23 protein-coding genes are annotated in these 25515 nt (G+C 41.1%); 16 read left to right on the forward strand and 7 right to left on the reverse strand.

Annotated features, from left to right (window positions below; all coding sequences use genetic code 11):
• The first annotated feature begins 10 nt into the window (after window positions 1-10).
• The 10 genes from N1I80_RS10485 (at window position 11) to N1I80_RS10530 (ending at window position 10990) form a co-directional block, all read left to right on the forward strand.
• Window positions 11-1840: an assimilatory sulfite reductase (NADPH) flavoprotein subunit gene (locus N1I80_RS10485; protein ID WP_340737819.1), complete on the forward strand. Its 1830-nt coding sequence runs from the start codon at window positions 11-13 to the stop codon at window positions 1838-1840.
• Between the two features lie 25 nt (window positions 1841-1865).
• Window positions 1866-3605: an assimilatory sulfite reductase (NADPH) hemoprotein subunit gene (gene cysI, locus N1I80_RS10490; RefSeq protein ID WP_340737820.1), complete on the forward strand. Its 1740-nt coding sequence runs from the start codon at window positions 1866-1868 to the stop codon at window positions 3603-3605.
• A gap of 39 nt (window positions 3606-3644) precedes the next feature.
• Complete coding sequence (locus N1I80_RS10495; protein WP_340737821.1) at window positions 3645-4286, forward strand: NAD(P)-binding protein; 642 nt, start codon at window positions 3645-3647, stop codon at window positions 4284-4286.
• 165 nt (window positions 4287-4451) lie between these two features.
• A complete protein-coding gene (gene cysK, locus N1I80_RS10500; protein ID WP_340740022.1) occupies window positions 4452-5381 on the forward strand; it encodes a cysteine synthase A in 930 nt (309 codons plus the stop codon).
• Between the two features lie 366 nt (window positions 5382-5747).
• On the forward strand, window positions 5748-6590 hold the full coding sequence (locus tag N1I80_RS10505; RefSeq protein WP_340737822.1) for an ABC transporter ATP-binding protein: 843 nt from the start codon (window positions 5748-5750) through the stop codon (window positions 6588-6590).
• Complete coding sequence (locus N1I80_RS10510; RefSeq protein WP_340737823.1) at window positions 6523-7275, forward strand: ABC transporter permease; 753 nt, start codon at window positions 6523-6525, stop codon at window positions 7273-7275. The genes N1I80_RS10505 and N1I80_RS10510 overlap by 68 nt, the downstream gene beginning before the upstream one ends.
• Window positions 7276-7311: 36 nt before the next feature.
• Window positions 7312-8316, forward strand: a complete 1005-nt coding sequence (locus tag N1I80_RS10515) for an aliphatic sulfonate ABC transporter substrate-binding protein (RefSeq protein WP_340737824.1) — start codon at window positions 7312-7314, stop codon at window positions 8314-8316.
• A gap of 99 nt (window positions 8317-8415) precedes the next feature.
• Window positions 8416-9423 carry an aliphatic sulfonate ABC transporter substrate-binding protein gene (locus N1I80_RS10520; RefSeq protein ID WP_340737825.1) on the forward strand — a complete coding sequence of 336 codons (1008 nt, stop codon included), beginning with the start codon at window positions 8416-8418 and terminating at the stop codon, window positions 9421-9423.
• Between the two features lie 414 nt (window positions 9424-9837).
• On the forward strand, window positions 9838-10197 hold the full coding sequence (locus tag N1I80_RS10525) for a DUF4870 domain-containing protein (protein WP_340737826.1): 360 nt from the start codon (window positions 9838-9840) through the stop codon (window positions 10195-10197).
• A gap of 151 nt (window positions 10198-10348) precedes the next feature.
• Window positions 10349-10990 carry a Yip1 family protein gene (locus N1I80_RS10530; protein ID WP_340737827.1) on the forward strand — a complete coding sequence of 214 codons (642 nt, stop codon included), beginning with the start codon at window positions 10349-10351 and terminating at the stop codon, window positions 10988-10990.
• Between the two features lie 49 nt (window positions 10991-11039).
• Here N1I80_RS10530 and N1I80_RS10535 read toward each other — a convergent pair whose 3' ends face one another.
• The gene (locus N1I80_RS10535) at window positions 11040-12068 is read right to left on the reverse strand and encodes a hypothetical protein (protein ID WP_340737828.1); all 1029 of its coding nucleotides are present in this window, start codon (window positions 12066-12068) and stop codon (window positions 11040-11042) included.
• Between the two features lie 235 nt (window positions 12069-12303).
• Window positions 12304-14034, reverse strand: coding sequence for an ABC transporter substrate-binding protein (locus N1I80_RS10540; RefSeq protein ID WP_340737829.1), 1731 nt, complete (start codon window positions 14032-14034; stop codon window positions 12304-12306).
• 113 nt (window positions 14035-14147) lie between these two features.
• Here N1I80_RS10540 and N1I80_RS10545 point away from each other — a divergent pair, with 113 nt between their 5' ends.
• Entirely contained in the window at window positions 14148-15377 is a 1230-nt protein-coding gene (locus N1I80_RS10545) for an MFS transporter (RefSeq protein ID WP_340737830.1), read from the forward strand.
• A gap of 292 nt (window positions 15378-15669) precedes the next feature.
• Here N1I80_RS10545 and N1I80_RS10550 read toward each other — a convergent pair whose 3' ends face one another.
• Window positions 15670-17157, reverse strand: coding sequence for a catalase (locus tag N1I80_RS10550; RefSeq protein ID WP_340737831.1), 1488 nt, complete (start codon window positions 17155-17157; stop codon window positions 15670-15672).
• A gap of 301 nt (window positions 17158-17458) precedes the next feature.
• On the opposite strand from N1I80_RS10550, the gene dacB reads away from it, so the two are divergent.
• Window positions 17459-18943, forward strand: a complete 1485-nt coding sequence (gene dacB, locus N1I80_RS10555) for a D-alanyl-D-alanine carboxypeptidase/D-alanyl-D-alanine endopeptidase (RefSeq protein ID WP_340737832.1) — start codon at window positions 17459-17461, stop codon at window positions 18941-18943.
• Window positions 18944-18992: 49 nt separating this feature from the next.
• Here the strand turns inward: dacB and ilvA are convergent, their stop codons facing one another.
• From ilvA to N1I80_RS10570, 3 genes are all read right to left on the reverse strand, one after another.
• The gene (ilvA, locus tag N1I80_RS10560; protein WP_340737833.1) at window positions 18993-20261 is read right to left on the reverse strand and encodes a threonine ammonia-lyase IlvA; all 1269 of its coding nucleotides are present in this window, start codon (window positions 20259-20261) and stop codon (window positions 18993-18995) included.
• Between the two features lie 107 nt (window positions 20262-20368).
• A complete protein-coding gene (locus N1I80_RS10565; protein ID WP_340737834.1) occupies window positions 20369-21268 on the reverse strand; it encodes a diacylglycerol/lipid kinase family protein in 900 nt (299 codons plus the stop codon).
• 103 nt (window positions 21269-21371) lie between these two features.
• Window positions 21372-21797, reverse strand: coding sequence for a MarR family winged helix-turn-helix transcriptional regulator (locus tag N1I80_RS10570; protein ID WP_340737835.1), 426 nt, complete (start codon window positions 21795-21797; stop codon window positions 21372-21374).
• Window positions 21798-21928: 131 nt separating this feature from the next.
• Between N1I80_RS10570 and N1I80_RS10575 the strand changes: the two genes are divergently transcribed.
• From N1I80_RS10575 to N1I80_RS10590, 4 genes are all read left to right on the forward strand, one after another.
• Entirely contained in the window at window positions 21929-22651 is a 723-nt protein-coding gene (locus N1I80_RS10575) for a DUF2161 domain-containing phosphodiesterase (RefSeq protein ID WP_340740023.1), read from the forward strand.
• 134 nt (window positions 22652-22785) lie between these two features.
• Complete coding sequence (locus tag N1I80_RS10580; RefSeq protein ID WP_340737836.1) at window positions 22786-23352, forward strand: MepB family protein; 567 nt, start codon at window positions 22786-22788, stop codon at window positions 23350-23352.
• 109 nt (window positions 23353-23461) lie between these two features.
• Window positions 23462-24466 (forward strand): S66 family peptidase, encoded by a 1005-nt coding sequence (locus N1I80_RS10585; RefSeq protein WP_340737837.1) that lies wholly within the window; start codon window positions 23462-23464, stop codon window positions 24464-24466.
• Between the two features lie 194 nt (window positions 24467-24660).
• Window positions 24661-24996 (forward strand): YolD-like family protein, encoded by a 336-nt coding sequence (locus N1I80_RS10590; protein WP_340737838.1) that lies wholly within the window; start codon window positions 24661-24663, stop codon window positions 24994-24996.
• Between the two features lie 6 nt (window positions 24997-25002).
• Here N1I80_RS10590 and N1I80_RS10595 read toward each other — a convergent pair whose 3' ends face one another.
• Window positions 25003-25452 carry a DUF4362 domain-containing protein gene (locus N1I80_RS10595; protein WP_340737839.1) on the reverse strand — a complete coding sequence of 150 codons (450 nt, stop codon included), beginning with the start codon at window positions 25450-25452 and terminating at the stop codon, window positions 25003-25005.
• Between the last annotated feature and the right edge of the window lie 63 nt (window positions 25453-25515).

Raw genomic sequence — 25515 nt, forward strand, 5'->3', positions numbered from 1 at the left:
GGTGGGAACAATGGCTCTTCAAGTGAAAAATAGTCCGTTTAATGAGCAACAAGTCGAATTGCTCAATCAACTTTTACCAGCATTAACAGAAACACAACAAATTTGGTTAGGTGGCTATTTGAGTGCTCGACAAATTGGGCAAGGTTCAAGTGAGTCGAGTAGTGCCGCAGTATTAGAGGCGCAGGAAATTGTCAAAAAGGTCATTACAAAAGAGGTCACAATTCTTTTTGGTTCACAGACAGGTAATTCACAGGCGCTTGCGGGCAAGCTGACGAAAAATTTACAAGCGGAAAATTTTAAAGTCACGCTTGCGTCGATGAATGACTTTAAGACGAATGCCTTAAAGAAAATCGATAACTTATTGCTGATTGTAAGTACGCAAGGAGAAGGAGATCCGCCAGATACAGCACTACCATTCTATGAATTTCTGATGGGGAAAAGGGCACCACAGTTAGAAAATCTTCAGTATTCTGTATTGGCATTGGGAGATAGTTCCTATGACTATTTCTGTCATACAGGAAAAGAGTTTGATGAACGATTACTTGAATTAGGTGCGAAACAGATTAGTCCACGTGTTGATTGTGATTTAGATTTTGATGAACCAGCCGAGGAGTGGTTTGCGACAGTCTTGTTGGAATTAAATGATTTACAAGGCAGTCAGTCTACAGCTAGTCAACAAGGAGTCGATAGTTCAGGAACTTCTGAAGGGGCGGAGTACTCCCGCACAAATCCTTTCCAAGCAGAAATTCTTGAAAGTTTGAACTTAAATGGGCGTGGCTCGAACAAAGAAACACGCCATATTGAATTGTCACTGGAAGGATCTAATTTGCAGTTTGAGCCAGGTGATAGCTTAGGTGTGTATCCCAAAAATGAGCCGGAGCTAGTAGATGCTTTGATTGCGGAGCTAGGTTGGAATGGTGAGGATCCTGTTGCGGTGAATAAACAAGGTGTGTTCCGTCCATTGCGTGAAGCATTGCTATCCAATTTTGAAATTACCGTGCTGACGAAACCATTGTTACAAAAGATAGCGGAGTTATCGACCAATCCAGCTTTGAAAGAGCTAGTGGCTGCGGGTAAAGAGCAAGAATTGAAAGACTATATGTATGGTCGTGATTTGTTAGATGTCGTACGTGACTTTGCACCATGGGAAGCGCCAGCACGTGAATTTATTGGCGTTTTACGCAAAATGCCGGCGCGCCTCTATTCGATTGCTAGTAGCTTAAAAGCCAATCCAGATGAAGTCCATTTGACTGTTGGAACGGTTCGTTATGAAGCGCATGGTCGTGAACGATTAGGTGTTTGCTCAGGTGAATTTGCATTACGTGCGCAACCAGGCGACCATTTACCAGTTTACGTACAAAGTAATCAGAATTTTAGATTACCAGCAGATCCCGAGACACCGATTATTATGATTGGGCCAGGGACTGGTATTGCACCGTTCCGAGCATTCTTAGAAGAGCGCGAGGAGATTGGTGCAGAAGGGAAGACGTGGTTATTCTTTGGCGATCAGCATTATGTGACGGACTTCTTGTATCAGACTGAATGGCAACGTTGGGCGAAAGATGGTGTCTTGACACAAATAGATGTTGCATTTTCACGTGATACAGATGAAAAAGTTTATGTACAACACCGCATGCTAGAGAAAAGTCAGGAACTTTTCGAGTGGTTAGAAGAGGGAGCCGTCATTTACGTTTGTGGGGATGAAAAGCATATGGCCGCAGATGTCCACGATACATTGGAAACGATTTTGCAAGAAGAAGGCGGCTTGAATGCGAAGGAAGCGGCGGACTATTTAGCCGAGATACAGCAGCAGAAACGCTATCAACGCGATGTCTATTGAGTGTAGTGTGAAGGGAGCAAGTTAGATGACGAAAAAAATTGTACTACCGCCACAACCAGGTAAACCGAGTGATGTCGAGCGTATTAAGCTAGAAAGTAACTATTTGCGGGGATCGCTTGCAGACTCACTTGTTGAACAAATCAGCTCAGGCATTAATGATGATGATAATCGACTGATGAAATTTCACGGTAGTTATTTACAGGACGACCGTGATTTACGTAACGAACGTCAACGCCAAAAGTTAGAGCCCGCGTATCAATTTATGGTGCGTGTGCGTGCACCAGGCGGTATTGCAACGTCCCAGCAATGGTTAGTGATGGATGACCTCGCTAATAGGTATGGCAATGGGACGTTGAAGTTAACGACGCGCCAATCATTCCAAATGCACGGCATTTTAAAGTGGAATATGAAGAAAAACGTGCAAGAAATTAATGCAGCATTGATGGATACGCTAGCAGCTTGTGGGGATGTCAATCGGAATGTTATGTGTAATCCGAACCCTTATCAATCAGACATTCATGCAGAAGTCTACGAATTATCCCGGGAATTGAGTGAATACCTATCTCCGCGGACGCAAGCGTACCATGAAATTTGGTTGGATGGTGAAAAAGTAGTCAATAGTCAAGAGGTTGAAGTCGAGCCAATGTATGGTGAGTTGTATTTACCACGTAAATTTAAAATTGGATTAGCCATTCCACCCAATAATGATATTGATGTCTTTTCACAGGATCTCGGTTTGATTGCCATTTTAGAAGACGACAAATTAGTTGGCTTCAATATTGCCGTTGGTGGTGGCATGGGAATGACACATGGGGATACAGCAACGTATCCGCAACTGGCGCGGGTTATTGGTTTTTGTACACCTGACAAGATTATTGAAGTGGCGGAAAAAGTGATTACAATTCAGCGAGATTATGGTAATCGTTCTGTCAGAAAAAATGCTCGTTTTAAGTATACAGTCGATGCTAAAGGGTTGGAGTGGATTGCAAATGAGCTCAATAACCGTTTAGGCTGGAATCTTGAGGCCGCACGCGCTTATAACTTTGAGCATAATGGTGATCGCTATGGTTGGATTAAAGGCAATGATGGGAAATGGCATTATACATTGTTTATCGAAAATGGTCGCGTTCGTGATGCGGACGACTACCCATTAATGACAGGTTTGCGTGAAATCGCTAAAATCCATACGGGAGATTTCCGGCTAAGTCCAAACCAAAACCTTGTCATCAGTAATGTAACAAGCCAGAAAAAGAAGAAGATTGTGGAGTTGTTGGAACAGCATAATATGACAGCTGGTGCGCATCATTCGGCTTTACGACGCAGTTCGATGTCTTGTGTAGCATTTCCGACATGTGGGCTAGCGATGGCAGAAGCAGAGCGCTATTTACCTGTGCTGTTAGATAAAATCGATGTCATTGTAGATGAATCGGGCTTACGAGACAAGGAGATTGTTATTCGTATGTCAGGATGCCCGAATGGTTGTTCTCGTCCCGCGTTAGGGGAAATTGCATTTATAGGAAAAGCACCTGGTAAATATAATATGTATTTAGGTGCGGGTTTTGCAGGAGATCGTTTGAACAAAATCTATCGTGAAAATATTGGGGAAGAAGAAATCTTGGCTATACTTCAAGTACTGCTAGCCCAATATGCTAAAGAAAGATTGGAAGGCGAGCATTTTGGTGACTTCGTCATACGGGCGGGCCATGTCAAAGCTGTTCATAATGGAATGGATTTTCATGATGAAGTAGTCGGTACAAATGCGTAGTTCGTTTTCGTAACTTTGCAACGATAGGTGGCTTTAGTAATGGGAACATATCCAATGATGTTGAATATGAAAAACAAAGCAGCCGTTGTTGTGGGCGGCGGAACCATTGCTTATCGAAAAACGCTAGGTTTATTGCAGGCCGGGGCTCATGTAACGGTCATTAGCCCCGCCATTCATTTGAAAATGCAAGTGCTATTTGCAAATAAGCAAATTAAGTGGAACAATAAATTGTTTGAACCGCAGGATCTGCAAGGGGCTTTACTTGTCATTGCTGCAACGAATCAGCAGCAAGTCAATTCGTTTGTTGCTGCGTCGGCTGGAGATCATCAGTTAGTCAACGTCGTGGATAATCCGGCGTTAAGTGATTTTCAAGTACCAGCTAAGCTGGAACGTGGTAATTTAACGATTTGTGTAGCGACAGGTGGCGCTAGTCCAACATTAGCAGCCGTTATCCGTGATGAACTAGCAGAGAAGTATGATGCTTCTTATAAGGATTATTTAGATTTCCTTGCGTTAGCCCGTGATCAGGTGAAGCATTCAGTCCTTGACCAACCGACAAAAGCACGTATATTGAAAGAAATTACGGGTGAAACGTATCGGCAATCGCAAGAAATGCAGCAAACATTTCTTGAAATGATAGATAGTTTTAGCGACCGAAAACATCAACAGTTTCTTTGTTGAACGCTTATTTGAATCTGACTTTCTACTATTATAATATAGCTGGTCTAGATGGTGAAATTTGATGCCGTCGAGACTGGCTATTTATACTGACCTAAAAAGGTAGGAATTCTACGCATTGATTTGTTATACTAATAAGATAACAAGGGATTTGAAAGGATGATTGCTGTGAGAGTCGTAAATAATATAGCTGAATTGATTGGTCAAACACCATTGGTAAGATTAAATAGGCTTGCTGATTCACAAGGGGCGGCTGTGTACGTTAAGCTGGAATCTTTTAACCCAAGCAAAAGTGTGAAGGATCGAGCGGCTTTTAATATGATAGTCGAGGCAGAAAAAAGTGGACAATTGAAGGCGGGGGCAACGATTATTGAGCCTACGTCAGGAAATACGGGCATTGGTTTAGCGATGAATGCCGCAGCGAGAGGGTATCGAGCGATTTTTATCATGCCGGACAATGCAACGACTGAGCGAATTAACTTGATGAAGGCCTATGGTGCGGAGGTTGTTTTGACACTAAGTGAGGAGAGGATGCCGGGGGCGATTGCGAAAGCTAATGAATTAGCTTCACAAATTGACAATAGCTTTATACCGATGCAATTTGAAAATACAGCCAATCCAGACGCACACCGTACAACGACAGCCGTTGAAATCATTGAGGCGCTAGCGTCCATCAATCGAACACTTACTGCCTTTGTTTGTACGTCAGGCACAGGAGGCACGGTAACAGGGACTGGAGAGGCACTGAAAGAGCAAGATGCTGCTATCACTGTCCATGTTGTGGAGCCTGCGGGATCGCCGGTGCTATCGGGCGGAGTACCAGGGAAGCACAAACTTGTTGGGACGAGTCCTGGCTTTATTCCTTCGGTGTTAAATACGACAGTTTATGATGAGATTTTTCAGATTAAAGACGAAGAAGCATATGACACTGTCCACAGTGCTGCAGCGCGAGAAGGGATTCTTGTAGGTCCTTCGGGGGGCGCATCTATCTACGCGGCTCTAGCCGTTGCTAAGCGTCTGACGCCGAGTGATACGGTCGTTTGTATTGCACCTGACTCTGGCGAACGTTACTTGTCGAGTGATTTATTTACATCCTGATAGTTAAATATTTATTACAAAGGTAGTTACGCCACGACTTACTCGGTTGTGGTGTTTTTATATGGAGAAATAGGTGAGCGTTGCCTAGCTTGGTTGAAATGGTGTTAAGTTTGTGAGAAACATTGCTTACTTTTGCGAGCGTTGTTTAGTTCGGCTGAGGCATTGTTAAGTTTTAAATTAATGTTGTCTAGTTCGGGTGAAATATTGTGAACTTATGCCCTTAATCTATCAAAATAGGTCTGAAATCAAAAAATGAGGAAAATTTCAAGAATAATAGTTGACAAATGGTATACAAGTAAGCGATTATATACAAAAGATATAAAACATATCAATTTAGTTGGTATTGTAAAGGGAAGGAGAATTCCTATGTATTTAACGATTGATGGCATTGAAAAAAGTTTCCCACATGCAGAAAAAGGGTCAGTGAAAGTGCTGGATAATATTCGGTTAGAGGTAGAAAAAGGTCAGTTTGTTTCGATTGTGGGTCCATCTGGATGTGGGAAGTCAACATTGCTGTATCTTATTGCGGGACTTGAAAAGGCGGATAAAGGAGAAATTCGCATTGAAGGTAAAAAAGTAACAGAAGCAGGACCAGATCGTGTCGTTGTATTTCAAGAGGCGGGACTATTCCCATGGCTTACCGTTTTGGACAATGTCACTTATGGTTTGCTCTTGAAAGGGATGGAGAAAAACGAAGCGCAAGATAAAGCGAAAGATATGTTGAAAATGGTGCATTTGAGTAATTATATTGATGCCTATCCTCATCAGCTTTCTGGGGGGATGAAACAACGTGTGTCCATCGCGCGTGCGCTTGTGATGGAGCCAGCAGTTTTGTTGATGGATGAACCATTTGCGGCCCTTGATGAGCAAACGAGAATGGTTTTGCACCATGAACTGCTTGAAATATGGCGTAAAACAAAAGTGACGATTTTCTTTATCACCCATAATATACGGGAAGCGGTTTTATTATCCGAAAAAGTTATTGTATTTGAAACGCGTCCTGGAAAAATTAAATCGACTCATACGATAAAAACATCAACTGATGGTATTACGCCGAATGATGTGACTTTCCATTTGGAAAAGGTCATTTTGGCAGAATTACAGATTGAAATAGAGAAAGTGTTAAAGGAGGAAATGGGGGATGACTACATTTTGGAGACGGACCCTCTTCATCGGACTACTAGCGGTGATATGGGAAGTAACATCTAGATTATCAAGCTTGCCAGATTTCATGTTTCCAACGTTAACTCAAGTACTGCAAACGCTTTTTTCAGGGATTATTAGCGGGCAGATTACGACAGCGATTTTCACAAGTATGATTCGGCTACTCATTGGATTTTCGATTGCCGTCGTGATAGGTGTATTCTTAGGCTATCTGATCTGGCGTTCTAAGTTGGTAGAGGATACTCTTGGATTTTTGATAACAGCATTACAGTCTATTCCAAGTATTGTCTGGTTTCCACTAGCCATTATCTGGTTTGGTTTAAATAACTTTTCGATTTTGTTTATCGTCACAATCGGTGCTACATGGACGATGACGATTAGTGCGACAAGTGGCTTTAAAAATGTACCGTCACTCTATCAGCGGGTTGCTAAAACACTAGGCTCAAGTGGATTTCACTTTTTACGAACGGTGATTTTACCAGCTTCTGTTCCACAAATTATATCAGGCCTACGTATAGCTTGGGCATTTTCATGGCGTGCATTAATGGCGGGTGAATTGCTTGGTGGAGGAGGCGGACTTGGTCATCTTCTTGAAACAGGGAGATCACTCGGTCAGATGGATTTAGTCATTTCAGTGATGATTATTATCGGTGTTATCGGAACAATCATGGATAACTTAGTATTTTTACGATTAGAGCGTAGCATTCAGAAAAAGTGGGGGATTAGTTAAATAAGATGGAAAACTATAAACTTGGAGTGAAAATAAATGAAGCGTAAATTAGTTGTACTCGCAATTATTTCCTTGGTTGCACTCAGTTTAGGAACGGCATGTGGAAAAGGAGTACAAGGAGCGGTAGGTAGCAAAGAAGTAAACATCGGCTATTTCCCAAACTTAACGCATATCACTACCATTGTTGCATTGGAAAAAGGTTACTTTGCTGAAGCTTTCGGGGAAGATATTAAGATTAATACGAAAACAGTCAGTAGCGGTGGGTTATTTATGGAAGCGATGGTGACAAAATCAATCGATGTTGGAACTGTCGGGCCAGGTCCGTTATTGACCTTCTATGTTAAAGATCCCAGTTATCATATTATTTCAGGAGCTGTTAACGGTGGAGCCGTGCTTGTTGCAAGTGAACAAAGTAACATTACTGATCTTGCAGACTTGGACGGTCAAAGAGTTGCGATCCCTGGCATTGGAAATACACAAGACATCATGTTGCGGAAAGCACTTAATGATGTCGGGCTGAAGCCAACATCGAATGGTGGAACAGTCCAATTATTCGCAACAGCACCAGCAGATACGACGACGCTATTTATTCAAAAATCAGTGGATGTGGCAGCAATTCCAGAACCATGGGGCTATATTTTAGAAACACAGGCGAATGGTAGGGTGTTGCTAGATTGGGAGTCTTTTGCTTGGGGAAAAGAAACGACGAATACGGTTGTTGCGGCCACTAAAAACTTTTTGGGCAATGAACAATTTGTAACGGCCTATTTAACAGCACATACAAAAGCAGTTGATTTTATTAAACAACACCCAGTGGAGAGCCAAGAGCTTGTCATCCAACATATCAAAGACTTAACTGGAAAAGAAATTGATAAAGAGGAAATACAGGTTGCATTTTCTAGACTCGAAGTGACAACCTCTGTCAACGAACGAGTCATCCAGGAAATGGCTGATATTAGTAAAGAAGCGGGTTATGTTCGTAGTAATGACATTGATGGATTGATTCAACTGGATCAGTTAAAGGTGATTGAAGGGAATTAATAGAAAACGATTTATCATCACCATTGGAGCGACATAGAAAATGCCGATAAATATGGCGTTAGAATTGAGAAAACTTTGAAGCTCGGGGGAGAGAATAGAATGAATCGAAAATTAATGGTACTTGGACTCATCTCGTTGCTGGTATTGGCTATAGGAACAGCATGTGGCAAAGGAGATCAAGGTACAGTCGGCAGTAAAGAAGTGAACATCGGTTATTTTCCGAACTTAACACATATGGCGACGATTGTTGCCTTAGAAAAGGGTTATTTTGCTGAAGAGTTCGGGGAAGATATTAAAATCAATACGAAAACAGTTAGTAATGGTGGCTTGTTCACGGAAGCATTGGTGACTAAATCAATCGATGTCGGCACTGTTGGACCGGGACCGTTATTAAATTTATATGTGAAAGATCCGAACTACCATATTATCTCAGGTGCGGTGAATGGTGGAGCTGTGCTTGTTGCGAGTGAACATAGTAATATTACAAGTCTCGAGGACTTAGATGGTAAAAAGGTGGCTATTCCAGTCATTGGTAGCACGCAGGACGTCATGTTGCGTAAAGCCTTGAATGATGTAGGATTAAAGCCAACATCAAATGGTGGAACAGTCGAATTATTTGCAGCGGCACCTGCCGATACAGCAACGCTGTTCATTCAAAAATCAGTGGATGCAGCAGCAACACAGGAGCCATGGGGTTATATTTTAGAAACACAGGCGAACGGCAAGTTATTGTTAGATTGGGAGTCATTTGCATGGGGCAAAGAATCGACCAATACGGTTGTTGCAGCGACTAAAAACTTTGTAAGCAATGAACCATTTATGACAGCTTATTTAACAGCGCATACTAAAGCGGTTGATTTCATTAAACAAAATCCAGAAGAAAGCCAAGATCTCGTCATCAAACATATCAAGGACTTGACTGGGAAGGAAATAAATAAAGAAGAACTGCAAGCTGCATTTGCGCATCTTGAAGTAACAACATCAGTCAATGAGCAAGTCATCCAGGAGATGGCTGATATTAGTAAAGAAGCGGATTATATTAAAAATAGTGATATTGATGGCATGATTCAGCTAGACCAGTTAAAGGCGATTGAGAGTAGTAAATAAGGGTGGTTTGTCATAAGGGAATCTACTAGATTGATAGTAGATTCTTTTTATTGGAAAGATACTGAATGTGTTAATATAGTAGCAAAAGAATTAGGGACTACTATTTTTGATGATATTTCATAATGAAAATCCTTGCTGTCAATAGTAAACAAAAAAATAGCTACGATAGTGAATAGGCTATTATTAGTTATTTTGTCGGAATTGTCGGAAATATGGTTGTTTTCAATGGTGAAATCTACTATACTATTGATTAGGGAGATATGAACTGCAGGAATCCAACTTTGGCTGTACCAAGTAAATGATTGAGGTTAACAAGCAAAGGTGTAATCCATTCTTTGGAGCATGGTAAATATGATACATGCTTCGCAAAAGATGGTGAGTTGATATTGACTATTTTAAAAGGAGGATTAGATGATGAGTGATCTAGAAAAAAACTCCAGTGATAATAAAAAAAGTTCGATAGGGTTGGATGAAAATATTGGAGGAATGCTTTGTTATATTTTCATCATAGGACTCGTCTTTTTATTTATGGAAAAGGAAAATCAGTTTATTCGTTTTCATGCATTGCAAGCTGTATTCCTTGGCGTCTTCCTATTCATTCTCAATTTGGTGTTAGGGATTATTCCGATTATTGGATGGATTTTGAGCTTGCTAATGGGGCCACTTGTCTTGTTTATGATTGTTTTCATGATGTACCAAGCTTATAAAGGGAAGTACTTCAAACTACCCGTTATTGGGGATATGGCTGAAAAGCAATTAAAGGTAAATAATTAAGGACTGTTACATGGAAAGATTAAAATGGCAGAGCAGTTATGTACAGTGGAGTAATAGAGGTGTAGAGGCTGATTAGCTTCTGCATCTTTTTTTGATGAAACTTATTAGCCTATCACACGTATAATAGGTAGGGAAAGCGGGGTGTGCATGTATGAAAAAGGAAAATGATCTATTGAGTAAGAAAGAAGAACTGAATGTCTGGACGTCTATTTGGTTAAAGCCAAGGGAAACTGTACGCTATGCTATCAATCACAAGCCGATGAAATTTGCAGTTATTTTAGCCTTAATTGCTGGGATATTTGATTTGTTGAATGGGGCGACGCAAAATAACTTGGGCGATACTATATCAATACCTATGATTTTTGTCTTAGCCATTATAGTTGGTCCTATTTTTGGGATAATTGGTTGGTGGATTGGTGCAGGCATTGCTACGATAGTTGGTACATGGCTCGGTGGTATAGGGAAATTTGCAGAGTTGAAAATGGCTTTTGCTATTACTTATATTCCTATCATACTTTTTGGATTTTTGTGGATTCCAGATTATCTCATTTTAGGTGAAGTATTATTTATAGAGGACTTTGATATTTCATTCGGTAAAATAATTTGGTTATTCTTCAGTGGATTTATAAGTATCGTAGTAGGAATATGGAACTTTATCATTACGATAAATGCAATTGCGGAAGCGCATCAATTTTCTAGGTGGCGCGGATTCTGGACGATTGTCATTCCAGCTACTGTGATTTTTGTCGTACTTTTATTATTTTTCCTACCATTTATCTTCTTACTACTTTAAAATAGAAACGCAGATGACAACGGGCTTTACTGTTGTCATCTGCGTTTTTTTAGTTATCAGTAAAATAAGCGCCAACGGCCTGTGTTGTTTGTTCTGGAACTTTTAAGCACAGCGGCTCACTATGCAAGAAGTTAAAGACATTCATGTCGCTTGTTTGGAGTCCGCCTATGGTGAGACGGGGGACAAGTCGGACATGAACTCGTTCAGTACTATTTTGTGAAACGGGAATAAAGAGTCCGAGATTGAAGCTGGCTATACCGATGCTATCAAAGTAACGGAAAAAGCGTATGATACTATCGGCAAGGTCTTGCCAGTTTTTAGCGTCTAATTCCTCAAGAGAGGAGGCGTTGAATACACCAATAAAGTCGGTGTGGCTTTTTGGCGCGAATGCATGTAGCCAGTCAATCGTTCCGGTTGTTCCGATGAAACGTTGACCTAGCTCTCGCTCTTGTTTAACGAACGCAGCGTAGAAGTTTTGGCCTTGTGTATCGTGAAATTGCTCGGCTGCGGCAGATGTTGTTGCCTGGTAGTTCGTTGGCCGTTCAGATGCTAATACATGAATATGCGGATGTAAAATGCTGCCTCCTGACGGTGGTAAGTAGTTCCAGTTGATAGATGCATATGTTGTTTGTGAATCTTGGGCGATGACTTTTTTCAAATAGTTATGAGACGCTGAAAATGAATCGGCAATCATTGGACCTGTGAATTCATCGAGCTTCACATAATGCTGATCACATATGCGAACGACGGCATTATGTTTACTGTATGGGAAAAGGTTTGGGAAAACGACTGCTTCGCCTTGTGTAAGCCGTCCTCCTATCACTAACGTTTCAGGAAATGTTGGTGTAAATGATTGTACATTTTCAGGGCAGAAGGGACATTTGTTGCCCGCAGTTTCTTTCGCAAGTTCCGTATAATCGGTTGGGACGAATGGAGCGCCAGGGTCGAAAATAATGCGTGAAGTTTCACCTGTTAGTGGATCTTTACGGATTTCCGTTTTTCGGTCAATGAGTTTCCGCTCTTGCATTGGATCATGGAATGTAAAAAATTCTTCGTGTACCGTGAATTGAATAGTCATTTTATTTCCCCCTAAAATAATCGATCTTGCTATATCTATTCTATCTATAGTTGACGAAAAAGTCAGTATAATTGTCGGAATCTTTATTAATATAAGGGACTGAGTATACTATTTTCACAGATTTTCGGTTTTTTCTGCGAAATTCCAACTTTCGCGCGATTTCCCCGGAAATACTCGTGATTTCCGGGGAATAAACAGTGGTAACTACTTTCGATTATTTCTATGCCAAGTATACCTATCTAACAGCTTGTTTCCATACTTTTCGATAATCAATTCTTCCATTGCGATCCAGTCGTATATTTTCATATGGACTATTTCCCGGTTCATAGATAGTGTGGGAACGATGTGTTAGAAAAAGGAGACTGTGGTTCGTTGTTAAATATGACTCCAATTGAAAATAGGTCTCCCAACGCGTCGTATCAGTTCTTGATTCTTTAATTATGGTGATTTGCTGATCAACTATTTTTCTCATTTCATCAGTTAAGAAAGGGTAGATCATAGAGCTAGACGATTGACTGGCTGTCAAAGCAGATAACAAGCGATCCTCCCCTAAGGCAATCCCGCCAACAAACAGGTCATAATGATTGAATAGGCTGTCATTCAGCTCATGTAGCTGGATGAGTTCTACGATTGATACGATTCCATGCTCAGCAAGCTGCTGTTGAAGAATGAATGCCTCACGTTCATGATTGGCATCTTTTCGAATTTGTTGTGCCGCAATTTTAACAACACCATCTAGTGGAATATATTCAGTTGAAGGCTGATGCTCTCTATTTTTCAGTATCATTGACCGATCAGTGACAAAACTATATGCGACCTTTTCATTGCCGGCCCGCAAACAAAAATCAGCTCGATTAACGATTGAATAGATGAATCGGCGGAAACGTTCGTCTTGCATCGGTCCATTTTTACGGCAATTGAATGTGATATAATCAGCTCCTTCCTCCTGAACACGAATTTCTCTCCATGAGGCATCCGGTGCATTCAATAGTAGAGGATGTTTCGATTCATCATGAATTGTGAAAGGTGTTTTGATGATTTCTACGCGATCGAGCCATGGTCGATTCCCGTAATAGTCAGGAAAGACATCAAGGCGGACTATATCTTCATCATGCCGCACTAATTGAAAGGGGCCACAACCAACTGGATGTAATCTGAAATTTTCATCCTTCTCAATCATTTCAATTGGTATAATGGATGCCTTTTTGTTAGATAAATATCTTGGGAAGAGAAAATTCGGATTTTTCAGATGAAAAATAATTACGTTTTTGGATGGCGTGTCAATCTGTTTCAGATTTTGCGTGATTAAATCATGCACAGGAAACCGTTGGAACGTTGCTTTGACATCGTCACTTGTTAATTCGCGACCATGGTGGAAGCGGACGCCTTTTCGAAGATAAAAAATCCATTGCTGTCCATCCGTACTTTCCCAATGATGAGCAATTCGAGGAAGCAGCTGCTGGGAGACAGAGTCGTATTCTACAAGGCGGTCAAAAATTTGCTGGACCATATGTGCATCATGCCTGGAAAGGAGGTATGGAGGATCCATGATGAGACTTGTTTCATAGAATGGATAGCGTAATACATCGTTGCCCAGTTCCATCGTGTTTTCCTGCGAGAGCCCTAAATACTCTTCGAACCACCGTTGGAAGTCTGCTTGTTCATGGCTATCAAACTGCTGAATAATTTGGAATGCATCTTTGTAATGGCCTTGCTGAATGTTGTGCTTTGCTTCTGTCAGCTGAAGTTCATCGTTAGATTGAAGTACAGTGATTTTTGGTTTTTTGCCTCGACCTTTTTGAACTACCCAACGGATATGACCTTGCTCGTGTAAATACTTCATGACAGTTTTACTGTGGCGCTCTGAACAATTTAGTAGTACCGATAGCTGAGCGATTGTTGTTTCTGTCTCTCTATTTTTGATGAAATGCCGCGTTAGTTCTTTTACATGTTCAATATATTTCATATAGCTATCCTCCATCCTAAAAGGTGAACTGATAATAATATAACGCTCACTTTTTCTTCACCTTTATCTATTCTATAGTTAATTTACAGAAGGAAGCAATAGGGGGATGGAAAATGGCTTTAAAAGCAATGGAGCAAGTGACGATAGAACGGACACTTTGGAGAAATAAGAATTTCATGCTTATTTGGGGCGGCTCCATCATATCGAGCTTTGGTCATCAAATGTACATCATAGCAATTCCGCTATTAATTTATGATTTAAGTCGATCCGCATTGGCAATGAGTATGATGCGAGCGATTGAATTCTTCCCGAATATTTTCATCGGCATGTTGGCCGGTGTTTTTGTAGATCGCTTGAATCGGAAACGGATGATGCAATGGACCAGCCTTATTCAGTTGATGTCGATGGTAGGGGTGATTATGCTTTTTTTTTCGGGGCAATTAGCACTTTGGCATTTATATGTCCTTGGATTTCTTTTATCTTCCGCAGGCTATACATTTGGTAATGCTCATCATGCGGTCCTCCCACAAATCGTAACGAAGGAACAGCTTACTTCCGCAAATGCGAAGCTATCTTTTGTCGGTACATTTATCCAGACAATCGGACCTGGTTTGGCAGGGGCACTTCTAGTGGCTTTTTCATATACGTCTACATTAGCTGTGTATATGTTGTGCCTATTTATCTTATTTATTTGCGTCTCTGCATTTCAACCGCCGGCAACTGTTCGGATTGAGCACAAGAAAACCACAGTGGTACAGGATATCAGAGAGGGCATAGATGAATTATTTCGTAATAAAACACTGCTAACGCCGACCTTTACAACCTTGTTCATGAATTTTGCCTCAAGCCTGGTGATTGGTGTTCTTATTTTCTATGTAACTGATCAGCTTGGCGCAACTGCAGCACAAGTTGGCTTGATGTACACAATTTCTGCGATAGGTGGAATTGTTGGGGCAGCCGTTGTCAGTCGTGTCCGGAAGAAATTTGGGCGAGGAAATATTTTTACGTTCTGCTTGTTATTCGATGTTGTTGGCATGAGCTGTTTGATAATTTCGCCAACATGGTGGGCAATTGGCATCGCACTTGCTATTCGGACGTTTTCTACAACGATTTCTAACATTGTTTATTTCACGATTAGGCAGGAATTCACACCGAATCATCTGCTTGGGCGCGTTGCAGGTACGTCGTCCATGTTCATGAAATTGACTTTACCATTTGGTCTTTTCATCGCAGGATTATGGGCAGAATGGTTTCCAATCCGAATTTTGTTTGGTTTCGCGACCTTAATTTTTCTAATTATGTTTCTTCGTTTATACACCCATCCATTTCGGAAGCTGGAATAGTAAGAGAAGAGTTAGTAGTAGGATTACGGGCAAGGGGAGAAGGTGTCCTTTTTCTTAATTTGGTCTTATTTTAGGGGATTTTCGGTGTAAACGCCGAATCTATGATTTTAGCGCGATTTCCCTGGAAATATTCATGATTTCAGAGGAATAAAAAGCGGTACATAGTGAACTAGACTACCGATTTTGTGAACTGTCCCACGCTTTGACAAAACTGAGCCACCAAATATAAATCCACTCAGCATAATAAAAAGGAGTAGCCACATCGGGCTACTCCTTTTGTACAATAAACTACTTATTTAGCTTCGAATGTTGCTGCTGCTTCTACTTCGCTCCAAGCGATACCAAGTGCATCTGCTACACCTTGTCCGTAAGCTGGATCTGCTTTGTAGCAGTGAGCGATATGACGAAGTTGGATATGCTTGTCAACGCCTTGCATATTACGTCCAGTGTTTTCGAACAATACTTGCTGTTGTTCTGGGCTCATCAAGTTGAATAATTTACCTGGTTGCTCGAAGTAATTATCGTCATCTTCGCGGAAATTCCATTGATCTGCTGCACCAAATAGATCGAGTGCTGGATCTTTGTAGCTTGGTTGTTCTTGCCACTCACCATAACTGTTTGGCTCATAATGCATTCTGCTGCCATGGTTGCCATCGACACGCATCGCGCCATCGCGGTGGTAGCTATGAACCGGACATTTCGGTTGGTTGACCGGAATTTGGTGATGGTTAACGCCTAGACGGTAACGTTGTGCATCGCCGTAAGAGAATAGGCGACCTTGCAACATTTTGTCTGGTGAGAAACTGATACCAGGTACAACGTTTGCTGGTGTGAAAGCAGCTTGCTCTACCTCAGCAAAGTAGTTGTCTGGGTTACGATTCAGTTCGAATTCGCCAACTTCGATAAGTGGGAAGTCTTTTTTGTACCAAACTTTTGTTAGGTCAAATGGGTTGTAAGGCATGTTTGCCGCTTGTTCTTCAGTCATCACTTGGATGAACATTTTCCATTTCGGGAAGTTGCCGTTTTCGATGTTGTCGTAAAGGTCACGCTGATGGCTCTCACGGTCTTTACCAACAACAACTTCAGCTTCCTGATCTGTTAGGTTTTCAATGCCTTGTTGTGAATGCATATGGAATTTCACCCAAACGCGTTCGTTTTGTGCATTGATCATACTGAATGTGTGGCTTCCGAAACCGTGCATTGTGCGATATGAACTTGGAAGTCCACGATCACTCATCACAATTGTTACTTGGTGGAGTGCTTCAGGCAGTGATGTCCAGAAATCCCAGTTGTTATTTGCACTACGCATATTTGTACGTGGGTCACGTTTAACAGCGTGGTTCAAGTCAGGGAATTGCATTGGATCTCTGAAGAAGAATACAGGTGTGTTGTTTCCAACAAGGTCCCAGTTTCCTTCTTCTGTGTAGAAGCGCGCAGAGAATCCGCGAATATCGCGTTCTGCATCAGCGCCACCACGTTCACCTGCAACAGTTGAGAAACGAAGGAACATATCTGTTTTCTTACCAACTTCAGAGAATACTTTTGCCTTTGTATATTGTGAAATGTCATGCGTTACTGTGAATGAACCGTAAGCAGCTGAACCTTTTGCGTGCATACGACGCTCTGGAATTACTTCACGATCGAAGTGAGCAAGCTTTTCTAGTAGCCAAACATCTTGTAATAGAATTGGACCTCTTGGACCAGCTGTCATCGAGTTTTGGTTATCTACGACGGGTGCACCAGCTGCAGTTGTTAATTTTGGTTTTTGATTTTCAGTCATTTACTGTCACTCCTTAGATTGTTGTAAATCTTACATGATAATCATAACAAATAGAGAATCATTATACCAACAAAATAGACTTAGAAATTAAAAGAATTATTTTTAATTGAGAATAGCTAAAAATAAATGAGAGTCATTTCATTAATAGAAAAGGTAAAAGGTATATCTACTAGTGCTATTTCTAGATTAAGGATAACACAATAACTTGATTATTTGCAAAATTATAAAATCATAAGCTCTTTCTAAAATTAATGCTACACTACTAGTATCGTGTTCTAGTTTTGAGGGGAGAGAAAAGGATTTGTTGCAACGAGAAATAGCAAAAGTATTATTAATTTTCTTATTGGTGATGGGGACTGTCTGTACAACTATCACAGAGCATTCAACGGTTCAAGCAGCTGCGACATATGCAGATTTGCAAAACTCAATCGATGCCATTTTATTGGACAGTAGAATGAAAGGAGTCGCGAGTAGTGTGGCGGTCCGCAAAGCATCTACAGGAGAAATGGTCTATCAATCTAATGCCGATAAAGCAATTACGCCTGCGTCTACTTTGAAAATTCTTACTGCGGCAGCGGCGCTTGAAACACTTGGTGAAAATTATCGTTTTACAACTGAGGTTCTAACGAATGGGGAAGTGTCAAATGGAACATTGACTGGTAATCTTTATCTCCGTGGGACAGGCGATCCAACATTATTGAAAAGTGATTTTGATCATTTTGCCTTGCAATTGTCCAAGCAAGGTGTGAAAAAGGTTTCTGGGAATTTAGTGGGAGATGATACTTGGTTTGACGCGGTTCGTCTGTCGCCAAGTATTGATAAAACGGATGAATCCCATTATTATGCCGCACAAATTTCTGCATTAACGGTTTCTCCGAATACCGATTACGATGCGGGCACAGTAATCGTAGAGGCGAAGCCGACTACGCGCGGGAAAGCATCGAAAGTAAAATTGACACCTGAAACAGCTATTGTAGAGGTTGTTAATCGCTCTAAAACCGTGCCAAAAGGTTCGAAAAACACATTAAAAATTGAACGCCAACACGGCACGAATAAAATTGTCATCACGGGCAATGTACCGATTGGATCGGCTGGCAAAAAAGAGTGGGTGACAGTGTCCAATCCAACGGCCTATGCACTCGATGTTTTCAAAAAGTCATTAGCGGCAAAAGGTATAACATTTGTTCCATCCTCTAAAACAGTGCGGGGGAAAACGGCTAACAATGCCGAAGTTTTAGTTACTAAAAATTCGATGCCATTGAAAAGTTTGATGAGACCCTTTATGAAACTAAGCAATAACTCTCATGCAGAGGTATTAGCGAAGGCCATGGGGAAAATGCAATACAATGAGGGGAGCTGGGATGCTGGATTACAAGTCATGCGAGATTATGCAGCGTCTATTGGATTAGATGTCGATGCGTGGGTATTTGAAGATGCTTCAGGCATGTCACATGCTAATAAAGTGACATCAGCTCAAATGACAGAATTACTCTATCAAGTTCGAACAGCCCCATGGTATGGCTCATTTGCGCAAGGGCTCCCAGTAGCAGGTGCGCCTGATCGATTGATCGGTGGGACATTAAGAAATCGCTTGACGGCTGCACCAGCTAAAGGTAATGTAATGGCGAAAACAGGGAGTTTGAATAATGTTAGTTCGTTGGCGGGATATGCACAAACAAAAGATGGAGAATTACTTATTTTTAGTGTGTTAACGCAGAATCAAACAGCCAGTACAATCCCTATCTTAGACAGTATTGCCATCGTCATTGTAAGCTCTAAAAACTAAAATAACCCCGGTGGTTCAACGACTTGAATTCGTTGATCACCGGGGTTATTTAAATAAGTAAATCAAATAATGTACTATCTTTGTTAACCTCTTTGAAGGAGAAGCCGCAATCATTCATGCGCTGAATGAGGCCGTGGTAGTCTTCTTTGCGTTTAATTTCGACGCCAACAAGTCCAGGTCCGCTTTCCTTGTTGTTTTTCTTCGTATATTCAAAGGTTGTAATATCGTCGTCTGGTCCAAGTACTTCATCCAAGAACTGGCGCAAGGCCCCTGCGCGTTGTGGGAAATTGACGATGAAATAATAGAGTAGACCTTCATATAGTAAGGATTTTTCTTTGATTTCTTGCATTCTACCGATATCATTGTTGCCGCCACTGATGACGCAGATAACGGATTTTCCTTTGATTTCATCTTTGTAAAAGTCGAGTGCGGCAATTGGTAAGGCTCCTGCGGGTTCGGCAATAATTGCATACTCATTATACAAATTCAAAATGGCTGTACAAACTTTACCTTCAGGGACAAGTACGATATCATCCAAGTATTTACGGCAAATTTCATACGTCAATCGTCCTGCACATTGTACTGCAGCACCATCTACAAACTTATCAATTTTTTCCAGCACCGTAACTTCACCATTCGTAAAGGCCGCTTTCATACTACCGGCACCTTCAGGCTCCACACCAATCATGCGTGTATGAGGAGAAACATTTTTAATGTAGGTGCTTAACCCGGCCATCAGGCCACCGCCGCCAATACTGGCAAATACAAAATCGAGAGGTTCTTCGATGTCATTCATCATTTCGACGGCGACAGTCCCTTGCCCTGCAATGACATCATAGTCATCAAATGGGTGGATGAAGATTCGATCATTTTCAGTTGCATATTTGGTGGCATGGGCAGAGGTATCATCGAATGTATCACCAACGAGAATGATTTCCACAACATTTTTACCGAACATTTTCACTTGGTTAATTTTTTGTTTAGGTGTTGTCTGGGGCATAAATATTTTTGCGTCGATCCCTAAATGTGCACAGGCATAGGCAACCCCTTGTGCATGATTTCCTGCGCTGGCGCAGACGACCCCTTTTTCACGTGCTTCTGTTTCGATGCTTTGAATTTTATAGTAGGCGCCGCGTAGTTTAAAGGAACGAATATGTTGTAAGTCTTCTCTTTTGACATACACATGGCAATCGTATTTTTCAGATAGTTGCTCATTTTTTTGCAAAGGTGTATGTGCCACAACATCCTTTAATAACTGGTTGGCGATGAGGATTTCTTCTACATGAAAGGTTTTAGTTTTTGTGTTTGTAAGATTCATAATTCTGTCAATAACCTCCATTATCATTTGAACATTTTTTAATCATAACATATCATTCGAATAATTAATACTGGAGTGTTCTAAATTGTGTGTAAACGACTGGGGTATTAGATAGTTAAAACCAACTTCAGCGCTTGTACCTGAATCTTCATCAACAGTGGTGTTGATGTGATAACTTCTCCGTCAACAATGACAGAAATAGGACGGTTCGTCTGAATAGCAAGTTCTTTTCCTTCTATGTAAGTAACGCCTTTGCGAAGAATTGGTTGTCCACGAAGTAGGGTCGGAAAAAGCTGAAAGAGAATTTTTAGACGTCCGACGTCGTGAAGCATTGTCAAATTGAGAATCCCATCTGTTGGTGAAGCCTGGGGGCAAACGACTAGTCCGCCTCCATAAGAAGATGTATTGCCGCATGCGATAAGCCAGGCAGTTTGCAGTGAATAGTTTTTGCCATCAATCGTTACATTACTTGAAAAGGCTTGAAAGGTTAGTAATTCTAAAACCGCAGCAATGGTATAGGCGAAAGAGCCGATTCCGAGCCTATTTAAAAATGGCTTATACCAAGATTGATTGACACGTTGCCCAATCATGGCGTCGATTCCAATCCCAGCAACAGTAATACCAAAGCGCCCATTGAAGCTGAGCAAATCAATAGTGATTGTTCGATGCGCTACTAATTGCTCAATGAATTGGGCTGGTTGAGTCGTTAGTTTGAACATGCGAGCCGTATCGTTTCCTGAACCCGCTGGCAGAATTGCCAAAGCGGTAGACGTTTTAGCGATGGATTGAATGACAGAGCTCATCGTTCCATCCCCACCAATGACTGCAATGGCCTTGAGTGTATAGAATTGTTGCTGTTCTGCGATAAAGTTTTGTGCAGCTATTTCCGAGTTGCTGATTAGCATACGATAGTCAATCTGTCGTTGCTGTAAAATGTTCTCTGTTTCATCCCACAACCTAGCAGCATGGCCCCTACCCGCGTCTGGATTGACAATAAATACATACACCCCATCACCTCATTTAAATTAGGTTAATGCTATAAGTAGGTAGGGCTGTCCAGAAAGTTAGTGGAAACTGATTTTCTAGAAAAGCCCTTTTTTCTATCGTAAATTAGTCCTGTAAAGATTTCTCCAGTTTTTGATAAATGGCTAGTAAAGTTGTTTGCTCTTCCTCAGTTAAATGTGAGAACAGCTCCCCACGCGTGGCATGACCATCTTTTTGCGCCTGATCAAGTAAGGCGATGCCTTTTTCAGTGATAGACCAATAGGTAGTACGGCGGTCGAGGTCATCCTGTCTACGATCAATCAATTCCTGGTCAGCTAGTTTACCAGAAAGATGTGTTAGCGAGGCGGGTGTAAAGCCAAGGCGCTTCGCCAAATCAGAAGGCCGACTTTCACCATCTTGACGTAGTTCATGCAAGACAATAATATGTGAAATGCCTAGATTATGAGCGGATCTACTTTTCCACCGAACGGTCATTTTATGATTCACTTGTTCAAAAGAATGAATCAATTCGAAAATAGTTTTTTCGTTCATTAATAAAAACCTCCATACTTAGGTACTCATTGTTGATTTCTATTGTACCATTATTGTGAAAGGATATTTGGTTTCATGCTAAACTGTATGCTTGGTGATGAAGTAGGGACAAAAGGATGTGTGCCGTGACGATGAAAAATCAAGCAGATAAGCGCTATGAGGTCGATTTATATCAACCAGTGAAAGATTATTTTGTTAAAGAGGGATACGAGGTATATGGGGAAGTGAATCATTGTGACGTAGCCGCAGTGAAAGAAAGTGAGCTAGTCATTATAGAGTTGAAATTGTCGCTGACAATTGATCTTCTCATCCAAGCAACTAAAAGACAGCGCTTGACAAATCAAGTCTATGTTGCGATTCCTAAACCGAAATACAGTCTTCGGTCGAAAAAATGGAAGGATCAGTGCCATTTGGTCAGGAGGCTGGAGTTAGGTTTGATAATGGTTGCATTTCATGGCGATGACGTACATATAGAAGTTGTGCATCAGCCTGCTTCCTTTGATAGGCAGAAAAGTATGCAACGTAGTAAGAAAAAACTGACGAATTTACTAACAGAAATCGAAGGCAGAACAGGGGATTATAATACGGGTGGAAGCAGTCAAATGAAAATTCTGTCTGCCTATAAAGAAAACTGTATACATATTGCTTGTTGTCTTCTTCATCACGGACCACTATCGCCTAGAATATTGCGTCAAATGGGGACAGGAGAGAAAACCTTGACTATTCTTAATAAAAATTATGATGGCTGGTTTGACAGAATTCAAAGGGGAGTATATGCGATCAGTGACAAAGGAAAAAGTGAGTTACAAGCATTTCCAGATCTTGTTGAGCATTACAAAGGGTTGCTGGACTAAATCACAGATCAACACAGGTTTGAAAACTATCTTTTCACTATATTTTAGTGATAAATACAGTTGCTCGGCAAGTAAAGAGTGGATAATTGAATAATGAATGGCAAGTTTATTATTAAAAAGGAGGATTTAAGCAGATGAATAAAAAACATCAAGACCTTTCAACAACTGACCATAATCCCTGGATCTCCTTGGCCACAATTCACAGTGACCTTCTTGCAACTAAGGATCTTGTCTATAACCCATGCAGCTTTAAGTGCTCTCAGCCACGAGTAGAGGCACAAAACGCGGAATACGGGGCCTATGTCTATCAAGTGAATGCCCTCGCCGTTAGATTTCGTAGCGCTAAAATCACGCCAACAAAGGTCGGACAATTTGTCACGTTGTGGGAGAGAAGTGAAGCCGGACCAATCCAACCATATGACTCGTCAGATCCAGTTGACTTGTTCGTAATTAGTGCTCGCCAAGGGGATTTCTTTGGTCAGTTCGTCTTTCCGAAAGCTGTTCTATGCGACCATGATATCGTTTCAAAAAATGGGGCAAGTGGGAAGCGGGCTATCCGCATTTACCCACCTTGGGACAAGCCAACGAGCCGTCAAGCACAAAAAACGCAGGATTGGCAGCTAGCCTATTTCTTAGAGATACCTGCAAATAGACCGATAGACTGCGAGCGGGTTCAAATGCTTTATGGGCTACATTGTTAGTTTTCCGAAAAAAGGAATTATGTGTTACAGAACGTAAGCAAAATGCTGGTTGCTGATTAATGAAACCTATCACACATTAAGAACGTATCAATATTTAGGGGGTAGTGAGATGTTTCAATACTTGCAACCAGGTGATCAAATAGGAATATTTTCACCATCGGCACCCGCGACAGTTACTGCACAGCTGCGATTTGAGAGAAGTAAACGTTTTTTAGCAAGCAAAGGATTTGAAATTGTAGAAGGGAATTTAACAGGGAAAAGAGATACTTATCGTGCGGGCACGCCGAAAGAAAGAGCAGCGGAACTAAACGAATTAATTCGAAATCCTGCGATTAAACTCATCATGTCAACAATTGGCGGTACAAATTCTAATAGTATATTGCCTTATATTGATTACGAAGCGTTTAAGACAAATCCTAAAATGGTCGTGGGCTATTCTGACGCAACGGCAGTGTTGTTAGCTTTATATGCTAAAACAGGTATTCCAACTTTCTATGGTCCGGCTTTGATCCCGTCTTTTGGTGAATTTGAACCATTTGTCCAAGATACCTATCACTATTTTGAAAATATCTTTATAACACCGCAAAGTTTACCGTACGAAATTCCAATGCCTTTATTTTGGTCAGACGAGGCAGTTAATTGGGAAAAGAAAACAAAGGAAAAAACGTTATATAAAAATGAATGGATTACTGTCATAGATGGCCTTGCGGAAGGTAGATTGATAGGTGGTAATTTGAATGCCATGTACGGCATGTACGGCATGTTAAGTAGCCCGTATATGCCTGAAATACAAAAAGGTGACATCTTATTAATTGAGGACTGTGCTAAAAATACAGCTATTATCGAAAAGAACTTTTCGATGCTCAAAGTGAGTGGTATTTTGGATAAAGTAGGTGGCATTATTTTAGGGAAGCATGAGTGCTTTGATGATTTAGGGACGGGGCGTAAGCCATATGAAGTGCTGTTGGAAATACTAGATGATGTAAACATTCCGGTGCTTGCGGAATTTGATGCATGTCATACACATCCTATGCACCCCATGCCGATTGGACGCAATGTTGTGTTAGATGCAACGAATAAGAGGGTGTATGTAACCGAAAAGTGGATTAGATAATATTGTAAAGTTATAAAAAAGAATTGACCTATCAAAAGCCTTTTCAAGCGTAAGGATAGGGTCGATTCTTTTTTATTTCATCTTAAACAACGATTTTTACGGGCGTATTATAAATAGTCAACCTTCTTGTAAAAGCACAGAAATAAGAATATAGTAAGAACTAACGTTCCGTATTAAGAAAGGAGGCTAATCAAATGATTCGCGATCGCGGAGCCAAGAAATGGACGGCAATGATGTTGCCGGAACACCTGACCCAGTTACGTGATTGGATGGGAGAGGATGACTACGAAGAAAAGCCCTTGATTGATGAATGGACATTCCAAGAGTTTCAACAGCAGTTGGCCATTGCGTATCAATCACAATGTGAAATTCGAGTCAAGACATGGGAAAAGGGGACACTTGCTGACACAATAGGTATCTTCACTCAGCTGGACGAACAGGCACAGCTCATTCATGTAACGGATGGTTTAATTGTGCAGAAGATTTCGTTGAACACGATTGTCGGAATTGAAACAGTCACGCTCGATTAATTCCCCTTAGTGCTCATGCTCTTCTACTTGTTCTTTCAAGACAGTTAATAGCATGAAGTCCTCAACGACTGAATCTTGATTGCAGCCTTCGAGTGTGTATGTGAGCACTTGTTGACCAGCCTCCGTGACAAGATCCGTGCAGGTCATATTAACTTTGACAGGATCATTTCCTCTGTTGTTATTTTTGGAACGGTCAATTTTCAAATCGATGGATGAACCATCAAAAGTCAGATTGTAAAGTGTCGGTTCTCCCTCAAGCGTGTAGTTCGCAATACGTACGGAATCCGACTGACCCACCTCAACGTTGTCCAAGAATAATTCAAAGCTTGAAAAATTATAAACGGGGCCATTCATATTAATGACATCTCCGTTTTTCACTGCTTTTTCACTATCATATGAACAAGCTGATACTAGTAATATTCCGAGAATCCAAAATAAGTACAAAAGTTTCCGCATTTCATCCCTCCCGCAATTAACTTGGCTCTTCACCTTTACTATATGGGGGAATTGAATATATTA

Source organism: Sporosarcina sp. FSL K6-3457 (assembly GCF_038007285.1).
Taxonomy (GTDB): Bacteria; Bacillota; Bacilli; order Bacillales_A; family Planococcaceae; genus Sporosarcina.